Origin of the sequence: Nocardioides sp. CCNWLW239 (assembly GCF_037137035.1) — a bacterium.
Taxonomy (GTDB): Bacteria; Actinomycetota; Actinomycetes; order Propionibacteriales; family Nocardioidaceae; genus Nocardioides.
This window is the reverse complement of the sequence record NZ_JBBBNW010000003.1, coordinates 1054180-1064027: the sequence shown is the minus strand read 5'-3', so window position 1 is coordinate 1064027 and position 9848 is coordinate 1054180. Positions and strand designations below refer to the sequence as shown.

At 68.8% G+C, this 9848-nt stretch carries 10 protein-coding genes; 6 read left to right on the top strand and 4 right to left on the bottom strand.

Features of this window, described 5'->3' with window-relative positions; genetic code table 11:
• Nucleotides 1–51 precede the first annotated feature (51 nt).
• Complete coding sequence (locus tag WBG06_RS16940) at nucleotides 52–1737, top strand: nuclease-related domain-containing DEAD/DEAH box helicase (RefSeq protein WP_336738080.1); 1686 nt, start codon at nucleotides 52–54, stop codon at nucleotides 1735–1737.
• Between the two features lie 664 nt (nucleotides 1738–2401).
• Here the strand turns inward: WBG06_RS16940 and WBG06_RS16935 are convergent.
• On the bottom strand, nucleotides 2402–2755 hold the full coding sequence (locus WBG06_RS16935; RefSeq protein WP_336738047.1) for a hypothetical protein: 354 nt from the start codon (nucleotides 2753–2755) through the stop codon (nucleotides 2402–2404).
• A 242-nt stretch (nucleotides 2756–2997) separates the two neighbouring features.
• On the opposite strand from WBG06_RS16935, the gene WBG06_RS16930 reads away from it, so the two are divergent.
• Entirely contained in the window at nucleotides 2998–3579 is a 582-nt protein-coding gene (locus WBG06_RS16930) for a GIY-YIG nuclease family protein (protein ID WP_336738046.1), read from the top strand.
• Nucleotides 3580–3645: 66 nt separating this feature from the next.
• Here the strand turns inward: WBG06_RS16930 and WBG06_RS16925 are convergent, their stop codons facing one another.
• The 3 genes from WBG06_RS16925 to WBG06_RS16915 all read right to left on the bottom strand — a co-directional run bounded on the left by WBG06_RS16925 (nucleotide 3646) and on the right by WBG06_RS16915 (nucleotide 7224).
• The gene (locus tag WBG06_RS16925) at nucleotides 3646–5268 is read right to left on the bottom strand and encodes a helix-turn-helix transcriptional regulator (RefSeq protein ID WP_336738045.1); all 1623 of its coding nucleotides are present in this window, start codon (nucleotides 5266–5268) and stop codon (nucleotides 3646–3648) included.
• A gap of 32 nt (nucleotides 5269–5300) precedes the next feature.
• Nucleotides 5301–6401 (bottom strand): flavin-containing monooxygenase, encoded by a 1101-nt coding sequence (locus tag WBG06_RS16920; protein ID WP_336738044.1) that lies wholly within the window; start codon nucleotides 6399–6401, stop codon nucleotides 5301–5303.
• Between the two features lie 130 nt (nucleotides 6402–6531).
• Nucleotides 6532–7224, bottom strand: coding sequence for a hypothetical protein (locus WBG06_RS16915; RefSeq protein WP_336738043.1), 693 nt, complete (start codon nucleotides 7222–7224; stop codon nucleotides 6532–6534).
• Between the two features lie 140 nt (nucleotides 7225–7364).
• Between WBG06_RS16915 and WBG06_RS16910 the strand changes: the two genes are divergently transcribed.
• The 4 genes from WBG06_RS16910 to WBG06_RS16895 all read left to right on the top strand — a co-directional run bounded on the left by WBG06_RS16910 (nucleotide 7365) and on the right by WBG06_RS16895 (nucleotide 9845).
• Nucleotides 7365–7514 (top strand): hypothetical protein, encoded by a 150-nt coding sequence (locus WBG06_RS16910; protein ID WP_336738042.1) that lies wholly within the window; start codon nucleotides 7365–7367, stop codon nucleotides 7512–7514.
• A 98-nt stretch (nucleotides 7515–7612) separates the two neighbouring features.
• A complete protein-coding gene (locus WBG06_RS16905) occupies nucleotides 7613–8317 on the top strand; it encodes a GAP family protein (RefSeq protein ID WP_336738041.1) in 705 nt (234 codons plus the stop codon).
• Between the two features lie 106 nt (nucleotides 8318–8423).
• Nucleotides 8424–8648, top strand: a complete 225-nt coding sequence (locus WBG06_RS16900; RefSeq protein WP_336738040.1) for a heavy-metal-associated domain-containing protein — start codon at nucleotides 8424–8426, stop codon at nucleotides 8646–8648.
• Between the two features lie 18 nt (nucleotides 8649–8666).
• A complete protein-coding gene (locus WBG06_RS16895; protein ID WP_336738039.1) occupies nucleotides 8667–9845 on the top strand; it encodes an aminotransferase class V-fold PLP-dependent enzyme in 1179 nt (392 codons plus the stop codon).
• The last annotated feature ends 3 nt before the right edge of the window (nucleotides 9846–9848 follow it).

Genomic DNA, 9848 nt, shown 5'->3' with positions numbered 1-9848 from the left:
TTGGGCACAGCACACATCCTTCCAGCAGCACCTCTCGGCACCACAGATCAGATGTCACCTAGCCCTGCAGCAGTCCCGAGCACACAGGTGGCCCGCTTGATTCCAGAGCACCCCCAGTTCGTGACCTCGTCGGAGTCGCAGGTCTGTGACAGGTTGGTGATGGATCTTGGCGACGCCGAGATCGTGCTGGCCAATGTCCGCTTGACCGATGAGGACCGGGACTATGAGGCTGACCTCGTTGTGCTGGTGCCGGAGTTCGGAGTGGTCGTCCTTGAGGTGAAGGGCGCGTCGGTCTGGTACGACGAGGGCTGGATCCAGACCTCGGCGGGCGAGAGCCGGTGGATCAGGCCGGTCGATCAGGCCCGCGAGGCAAAGCACGCGCTGCGCCGGTACGTCGAGAACGATCCGCGATGGGGAACTCGGGGCCGGGTCTCGTGGGCGCACGGCGTCGTGACGCCGTACTCGGAGTTCCCGGACGAATTCTCGCTACCCGACCTGCCGCGTTGGGCGCTCCACGCCAAGTCGGACATGGGCGACATCGGAATGAGGGTCCGGCAGAACGCGTACAAGATGGACTCGGTCCAGCGGACTCCGGATGTTGACGATCTCGAGGTGATCGCGGACATCCTCGGTGGGCGGCTGACCACTACGTACGACATCAACGCCGAGGCCGAGGAGCGGGGTGCTGCCGCGGATCGGCTCAGCGAGCAGCAGGCGTTGATCCTGCAGGTCACGCGGCTTATCAACCGGGTCGAGGTTCGTGGCGGCGCCGGAAGCGGGAAGACGTTCTTAGCCCTACAGCAGGCCAAGCAGCTGACCCAGGGGAGAGGTGAGGTGAAGGCGCAGCGGGTGGCGCTGCTGTGCTACTCGATCGGCCTGGCTGAGTTCCTCAAGCGGCAGGTGGCTGGCTGGCCGCGCAAGCATCGCCCTGCGTTCGTGGGCACGTGGGAGGAGTTCGGGCGGCAATGGGGCGCCCCAACGGGGGAACGCACCGACATCGACTTCTGGGAGGTGCAGCTGCCGAGACTGATGGGTGAACTGGCCGAGCAGGTGCCGGACGGGAAGCGGTACGACGCGATCGTGGTCGACGAGGCGCAGGACTTCGCCGACTCGTGGTGGACCCCGGTACTCAAGTCCCTACGATCGGAAGAGACCGGCGGACTGTTCGTCTACTCCGACGAGAACCAGCGGATCTTCGCCCGCTACGGCCAACCACCGGTGCAGCTGGTGCCCCTGGTCCTTGACCACAACCTGCGCAACACCCAGGAAATCCACGAGTCGTTCGGCCCGCTGGCCCCCTCGCGGATGTATTCACGCGGAGGCCATGGACCGGCCGTACGGTTCGTTGGATGCGCTGCGGAGAATGCCCTCGAAGTCGCCGACGAGCAGGTCGACCTGCTCCTCGAAGAGGGCTGGGAACCTGGCAAGATTGTGCTGCTGACCACCGGGCACCGGCACCCAGTCCAGGTCGAGCAGACCCAATTTCATGACCAGACCGGCTACTGGAAGGGCTTCTATGACGACGGCGACGTCTTCTATGGCCACGTCCTCGGCTTCAAGGGTCTGGAGCGTCCAGTCGTCGTGCTTTGCCTCAACGAGGTCGGCGAGCGAGACCGCGCTCGCGAACGGCTCTACGTCGGGATGTCGCGCGCCACTGACCAACTCGTCGTGGTCGGGGACCCGGACGTCGTCCGCCGGGTGGGCGGCCAGGACGTGGCGCGTCGCCTGGGACTGTGATTCGACCTGCAACCTCCGCTGAGCGTCGAGGATGGCCCTGAACCGGGTCCGCGGTTGCTACAACCTGACTCTTGCCACTTGAGACGAGATCGTCGGGGTCGTCGATATCTGCGCAGGTCACAGCGTAGCGTCGTGGCTGATTGACACACCCCGGGGTCGGTAGGGTCGGCTGGGTAGCGTTCGTGCGGAAGTCTCCGGGCCGTTTTGGCAGCACGAAGGTCCAGATCGCGGAGCGTCGCGCGGGCCGTGATGTCGTCCTGGAGCCGAACCATCGCCGGTCACCACCAGACCGGTCGACCATCTTCTATGCTTCACCTACCAGGTGCCTTCCGATCAAGAGTTCTTGAACTGTCGCAAGTCAAGTTTCTCCTGATCAGAAGGAACCGTGCTTCTACACGCCGATCAGACCCTCACGCCGTGAATCATCGAGGTTAAGCAGGGCGAATCAGGAGCCGCGTGGCGTTTGATCTCCCCTGCCTCGGGCTGTGGATCCAGTGGATGCTGCCCGAGCTCCACATCGCGGACACGAGGACCATGCTGAGTGCCTCCTGGAGAAGGACCGAGCGGCCGCAGACTGGGCTGAGACTGCGATCAACATTGGCGACACCTCGAAGGGCGAGGCGCTCGCCGCATAGTTGTGTCAACGATCGCACATGGGTCATGACTACGGGATTGGGCCTTCGCCGGATTGTCGCGCCCAGGCATCGTACTCGCCGCAAACCTTGAGGTAGCGGCCGTCCAGATCCTCCCGTGCGTCCATCCAGGTGCCTTGATCGGCGGCGTTTGTCGCTTCTGCTGCTCGCTCGTCGGCGTTATCCATCTGGGCTATCAGATCCCTGCACTGCGCCTCTACGACAGGATCGATCTCAGACGCATCCTCAGTGGGAACGGACCCGGGCGCCGGCTCGCTGTGGTCGTCCTGGTTCATCAGCACCACCAGTATCGCAGCGAGCAGCCCTGCAATTACGATCAGTACGCCCGTGGGTGACTTTCCTGTTGACTGCTGGCTGTCGGACACGCGCGCGATCGTAGCGATGTCCGAAAGGCGAAACGGCCACATCGCTGATAACGATGCGAGGTGCGGGAGATACCTAGCCAATATGAGGTACGGCACGTGCAACATGGTCGGCGGAGTCGCGGTTCGCAGGGCCGCACCAGGGGCAAGGCCACGTCGACGGATCAAGAGCCTGCCATCCGGGACGTCGGGATGAATGGACGGTTCGCATCTCAGGTTCCAGGTGCTTGTGCAATCCTCGGGCGATGACAGTCAATGAGGTTTCCGGAGGTCATCTTGTCGGCGCGCATGGTCTGTTCTGGGACCGTCAACTCGTCGACTGGAGCCCAGGCTCCGGCCGGGCCTGGCAATTGCTCGGACGCCGCGGCATCAATGCCCCGGGCCTTCGGCTCTGCGACTTCCGCGAGGCCGCAGGGGTCTACATCCTCTACGACGACTACGGGCCGCAGTACACAGGCATCGCTCGCAGTGCCGGCGGTCTCGGCGCGAGACTGAAGCAGCATGATGGCAACGAGCCGCACGGCATCAAATGGAATCGGTTCTCGTGGTTCACGTTCGACCTGGTGGCCGCGGTCGACGAGGACAAGAAGGGGTGGAGCCGGATCGACTGGAGGCCAGACGCTTTCAGCGTGGACGTCGATGTGGCCAGTCGCGACGTCGAGGCACTCCTGATCAAGGTCCTCGGCCTACGTTCGCAGAACCAGATGCAGTTCCTCAACGCGTACGGCTGGGACCAACTCCTGCCCTGGGACGCTCACGACATGGTTACCAAGCAGCAAGTCGACCCAACGGGATTCAACTACCCGTACTGGGAGATTTGGGGGTAACGAGGCAGCACGCCGCACCTGGCCTCGGGTCGCCTGGGCCAAGTTGGTTGCTCGAGAACCGTGGCCTCACACCACGCCGTGCTCGAAGGCGAAGGCTGTGGCGGCGGTGCGGGAGCGTACGTCGAGCTTGGTGAAGATGTTGGAGAGGTGGCGGGCGACGGTCTTCTCGCTGAGGACGAGGTCGGCGGCGATCTGGGCGTTGCTGCGGCCGGAGGCGACGAGGCGGAGGACCTCGGCCTCGCGGGCGGTGAGGCCGGCGGGCAGGGAGGCGGGGGCGAGGAGGGCTTCGGCCTCGTCGGCGGCAGGGCGGGCGCCGATCTGCCGGAACGCCGTACGCGCCGCCTCGAGCTCGCGGCGGGACGACTCGGTGTCTCCGGCCTCTGCCAGTGCGCGCCCGGTCAGCAGCCGGGCCCGGCTGCGGTCGTAGGTGGCGCCGGCGCGGGCCCACAGTTGCTGGGCCTTGCGCAGGTAGGGGAGGGCACCGGCGGGGTCCCCGGCGCTCAGCTCGACGGCACCGTGCGCGTGCGCGGCGGCGGCCTCCAGCCAGTCGCAGCCGAAGGCGCCGGCGAGGGCGTCGAGCTCCGCAGCCACCTCGCGGGCCCGGTCGACCTCGCCGGCATCGATCAGCACCTCCACCGCGGCGGGCAGGAGGCGGCAGCGCTGCACCGGACCGCCCGTCTCCGCGAGCAGCCGGTCGACCGCGGCCAGCGCCGCGGCGCCTTGCCCACGGGCCGCCCAGAGCATCGCGAGACCAGGTTGCGGGTCGAAGCCCGAGTCGGCGGCGCGCTCGTAGGCGGCGTCGGCCTCGGCGTACTCGCCGCGCAGCCGAAGCACCTCGCCCGCCTCGTACGCCGCCAGCCCGACGGCGTCCGGTGCGTGCACCTCCTGGTAGCGGCGGGTCGCGTGCTCGAACTCCTCCAGAGCCTGCTGCCACTTGCCGTGCAGCCGCAACAGCTGGCCGCGGTGGACCGCGCACTGGCCGGTGAACGCCAGCAGCCCCGGCTGGGCGGCGCACCAGCGTTCGAGGGCGGCCGTCCACTCCGCGACCCGGCCGAAGTCGCTGATCTCCTGGCAGCCCTCGATCGCGGTGCAGTAGACGTGGCCGGCGACGACGGGGGAGGCCTCGCCCGCGATCACCCGGACCATCGCCTCCTCGAGCAGGGTGAGCCCGTCGACGACCCGGCCGGAGTAGATCGCCAGCCGGCCCTGGGAGCAGAGGCCCAGGGCGGTGAGGTCGGGTTCGGCGTGGCGCCGGCCGCACTCCGCCACCTTGTCGGCGTAGCCGGCGGCCGAGCCGAAGTCACCGGTGCCCAGGGCGCGGAACATCCGCAGGAAGTTCACCCAGCCGACCTCGACGCCGTCGTCGGAGCCGTCGACCAGCCCCTCCGCTCGCGAGGTCCAGCCGCGCGCGAGCGCGCTCTCGCCGTGGACGTGCGCCGTCATCGTGATCTGGAACGCGCAGCGGACCGAGCGCCCGAGATCGCCGGCGTCCTGGCTCAGCAAGAAGGCACGTTGCAGGGCGGCGATGGTCTCGTCATGATGACCGGTCAGCTCGGCGGCGACGGCGAAGTCCTCGAGGTCACCGGCCGAGAGCACGGCGGGGTCGGCCGCCGACCATGCTGCGTACGCCGCGGCCCAGTCGCCGCGGTCGTAGTCGACGCGGGCGCTCTCCGGCTGGACGTCGGCCACGGCAGGAACCTCCCCTGGAGAGCGTACGCCGATCAGGCGGCGACAGAGACCCGCTCGAGCGACCGCATCCGGGACGTGACCCGGTCGGCGACAAGGCCCGCGTCGCGGCCGGCGCCGGCGAGGAGCATCGAGCTGAACGCGTACTGGAAGCTGAGTCCGCAGAAGAAGAGCCCGTCGGCGTCCGCGACCACGCCGCGCATCTCCCGCGGCCAGCCGTCCTCGTCGAGCACCGGCAGATGGATCCAGTCGAAGGCCTGCCGGAAGCCGGTGGCCCACACGACGTTGGCGACCTCACGGGGCTCGCCGTCGACGACGGGCAATCCGTCGCGTACCTCCTCGATCCTGGAGGTCACCCGCTCGACGCCGCGGGCGGCCAGATCGGACCGCTTCACCCGAAGCATCGGCCCGCCGTGGTGTCGGACTGCGGGCATCTCCTTGCGCCCGATCGGCGTCCGCCGCGTGATGACGTGGCGCCACATGAAGAGCAGCACCGGGAAGATCACGTGCGTCACCGGCGACTCCAGACGCGGCGGGATCTGGCCGCAGTCGCGGCCGGCCAGGATCGTCGGCCGGGACTCGGCCACCTCGAAGGCGATGTCGCAGCCGGAGTGGCTGGCCCCCACGACGAGCACCGGCCCTTCCCGCAGCTGCCCGGGGCGGCGGTACTCGCTGGAGTGGAGCTGCAGGATCGACGGGTCGAGCTGCGCGGCGACATCCGGCACGTTCGGCGTACGTCCGAAGGAGCCGGTCGCGACCACGACGTTCTCGCAGGTCCAGGTGCCACCGTCGGTCGTGACCCGGAAGCCGCCGGCGTCCGCCTCGAGCCTGCTCACCCGTGTCGAGAGACGCACGGGCAGCTCGAAGGTGCGGGCGTACGTCTCGAGGTAGTCGCCCACGTCGTCCTTGCCGGGGAACGACCACCTCTTCGCCGGGAACGCCAGCCCGGGGAGGCCGTCGTACTTGGCCGGTGAGTAGAGCCGGAGCGTGTCCCACTGGCGCCGCCAGTTGTCGCCGACACGTGCGTTCCCGTCCAGGATCAGGAACGGGCGGCCGCGGCGACGCAGGTGATAGCCGGTCGCCAGGCCGGCCTGGCCGGCGCCGATGATGATCGTCTCGATGTGTGTGGTGTCCATACCGGCGACGCTAGGTCCGCGCGCGGCCGCTCCGCATCGGTCGTACGGCGCATCTCGACCACCACTGTCAGTGGGTCGATCTACCCATCCGCGCCGGTCAGGCGGTGCTCAGCTGCGTACTCATCGGTGCTCAGGTGTCACGCGTCCTGAGATACCGCAGACCCTGCTTCATGTAGGTGCGCGGGTTCGTGTCCAGGTGCGCCGCCCAGGCGGGGGCATGCTCGCCACGGCAGTGAGCGACGTACGCCAGGGCGTAGCCGAACAGCTGCTCGCCCAGATACCCGAGGCGCCGGGTGCGCCAGCCGGTGCTGTCCTGGTGATAGTCGAAGGCGGCGTTGGCGCTGAAGACGCCCAGTCCGAGAACGACGGTGGCGAGATCGGTGAGCTGTTCCTGGTCGTACTGGTCGGGTGAGATCCGGTTCTCGCCGAGGAGCCGGACGTGACCGACCTCGTGTGCGAGCGTCGCGGTCAGGGATATCGGGTTCCTCAGCTCTCCGCGGCTCACCGCGACCACGAAGCGATCGCCCTCGCGCTGGTAGTGACCGGCCTCGCCGCTCCACCGGCTGGACAGGGGGACGGTGCCGCCGAGATCCGGGTCCGCGGCCTCGTCGGTGAGGCGCAGATCGATCGAGGCGTGCGGGGCGTCCATACGGACGCACACCAGCTCCAGCAGCTGCTCGACGTCCCCGAGATCGCTCCGTGGTGACCACCCTGCGAGCACGTCGCCCGGCGTGAGCACCTCGCCGAACAGTGCGGCGTCGCCGAACTCCACGCGCAGCCGGTCGACCGACGTCTCGACCCAGTGCCGAGCCTTCTCCGACACGGGGCACCTCGGGGTGAACAACGGCATCCGATCAGCATGCCGCACCTGGCCGTGGGCCGCCTCGCCAATTCCGGTCCGCCCGAAGAGCATCCGGATCGGTTTCCCGAACGCCGGAGCTCAGGTGGAGGGATACTCGAGAGATGACGAAGCAGCAGCCAGCCGAGGACTTCAGCAAGCTCCCGCCGTCGGTGCCGCTGGAGGAGACGATCGCCTACCAGCTCGAGGACAAGATCCCGCTCGGACCCGAAGGTGGCGGTGGTGGGATCGCCGGCGACGGTGACGGGGACTGATCGTCGGATGAGCGTGCGGCAGTCCTTGATCGCGATACGGGTGGAGATCCCCCGGAAGAGGTGAGGGCGGGCGCCACCGGAACAGCGACATTGTGCTCATGTGGGAACTCGTCGGCCAGCTGCTGCCGGAGATGGTGGGGTTGGCGGTCACACCCGCCGCGATCGTGGCCTGTCTGCTCCTGCTCGGGTCCTCGCACCCCTTCCGCAACGTGGTCGCGCTGGCGGCGCCGTTCCTGGTCGTCTACGGGATGTTGTCGGCGATCGCCCTCGTGGCGGGCCGTGCCGCAGAGACAGGGACCGAGGACCCGTCGACGATCCGCGGCTGGATCAGCCTCGTGGTCGGTGCCCTGTTCGTGATCGCGGCCGGCATCTCCTGGTTCCGGCCGGTACGTCGCTCGGTGGATCCTCGCTCGCCGGGCGCGATGGCCCCCGGGGCCGAGGCGGAGCCTGGCTGGGTCTCCCGGCTGCGTGACCCGTCGCTCCGCCTGGTGCTCGGAGCCGGTCTGCTCCTGGCGCTGGTGAACCCCAATGTCGCCATCCTGCTCTCCGGGCTGGGCATCGTCATCACGGCCGACACGACGGTGGGTACGCAGGTCGTCGGTGTCGCGCTGCTGCTGGCGGCGAGCATGGTCGACTTCGTCGTCCCGATGATCGTGTTCCTCCTCGCCGGAGAGCGGGGTCGGGAGTGGCTGCGGACCGCGACCCGTTGGCTGCTCGCCCACAACCGCATCATCGGCATCGTCGTGCTCATCGTCTTCGGGGTGCTGTTCGTGGGCCGCGGTCTCGCGCAGATCCTGAGCTGACGGTGTACGCGCGATGCCCCGTACCGACCGCGCCGAACCGACCGCGCGGCCCTCGGTTCGGTGATATTTTCTGACCACCAGCGAAGTCCTACTGAAGGGCAGTCTCATGTCGGTTCAGTTCGAAGTGCGCATCGATGGAATGACCTGCAACCGCTGTGTCGAGAGCGTGACCAACGCTCTCGGAAACCTCGACGGCGTCCACGGCGTCGAGGTCGATCTGAACCCGGGAGCCGTCTCGAGCGCGCGCGTCACGGCCGATGCGCCGGTGGAGCCGAGAGTCCTCAGATCGACGCTCGCCAAGGCCGGATTCACGATCGCTCGCGAAACCTGACCGGAGCCGGAGTCGTCCGTGCTCGGCTCCCGTGAACTCTTCCCGGCCCTCACCGCTGAACCTGATCTCGTCTATCTCGACGCCGCCTCCGGCACCCCCTGCCCCGAACCCGTCATCGCGCAGCTCACCGCCGAGCTGCGCGGGCCTGCCGCCAACCCCGGTCGGGGCGGACATCCGTGGGCGCGCGATGCGCTGCGCCGTGTCGAGGATGCCCGCGCCGCCGTCGCCGCGTTCCTCGGAGCCTCGTTCCCCGACGAGGTGGCCTTCACCCGCGGCGCCACCGGCGCGATGGCGTTCCTGGCCGACCGGTGGGGGCCGGCCGCCCTCGCGAACGGCGGCGACATCCTCTACTGCTCCGGCGACCACCTCTCGACGGTCCGGCCCTGGCTCCGGCTCGCGAAACGGATGCGTCACCAGGGCGTCCGGGCGGTGGCGTACCGACGTGACCGGCTGGGGCGCATCGACGCCGACGACTTCGCGCGAGCAGCGAGCGACCGCACCGCGGTCGTCGTCGTGACCGACGTCCACAACCTCCACGGCACCCGGACCGACCTGGCCGAGCTCGCCATCCCGCCGGAAGCGACCGTCTGTCTCGACTGCTCCCAGAGCGCCGGACGGCTGCCGCTGCGGCTGGCCGGGTCCCGCGCCGAGCTCGCTGTCGTCTCGGGCCACAAGATGTTCGGGCCGCCAGGCACGGGCACGGTCTACGTACGTCGCGGTCAGCATCATCGGATCGCGGTCGACCGGGCAGCGGCCCGCAGCGGCCCGGCACACCACGTGTCCCCGCTCACCGACGCCGCTGAGGAGGGCAGTCTCGACGGCGTGGGCGCGGTGGCGCTCGCGAGCGCCACCGCATTCGTCGACGGGATCGGGCTCGACCGGGTCGGCGGCCATCTCGCCGGCCTAGCCGCCCGGTTCGCCGACGGCGCCGCCCGGATCGGGGGAGTCACCCTCCTCGGACCGCCGGTCGAGGCGGACTGCGCGCACAGCGGCATCGCTGCCTTCAGTCTCGATGGCCAGGCCGGCGCGGACGTGGCGTTCGCGCTCGAACGTGGCGGTGTCTACGTACGCGCAGGCGACCACTGTCTCGAGGGCGCCCGGGACGACGTCGTCCGGGCGAGCTTCCACCTCTACAACGACGAGAACGACGTCGACCGACTCCTGCGGGGCCTCGCCGCGGCTGCCGAAAGGACCTGACAC

Excerpts from the sequence above, each read along its gene's own strand:
- WBG06_RS16930 (WP_336738046.1), top strand. The coding sequence starts at position 2,998 with ATGACAGTCAATGAGGTTTCCGGAGGTCATCTTGTCGGCGCGCATGGT.
- WBG06_RS16910 (WP_336738042.1), top strand. The coding sequence starts at position 7,365 with ATGACGAAGCAGCAGCCAGCCGAGGACTTCAGCAAGCTCCCGCCGTCG.
- WBG06_RS16940 (WP_336738080.1), top strand. The coding sequence starts at position 52 with ATGTCACCTAGCCCTGCAGCAGTCCCGAGCACACAGGTGGCCCGCTTG.
- WBG06_RS16900 (WP_336738040.1), top strand. The coding sequence starts at position 8,424 with ATGTCGGTTCAGTTCGAAGTGCGCATCGATGGAATGACCTGCAACCGC.
- WBG06_RS16920 (WP_336738044.1), bottom strand. The coding sequence starts at position 6,401 with ATGGACACCACACACATCGAGACGATCATCATCGGCGCCGGCCAGGCC.
- WBG06_RS16905 (WP_336738041.1), top strand. The coding sequence starts at position 7,613 with ATGTGGGAACTCGTCGGCCAGCTGCTGCCGGAGATGGTGGGGTTGGCG.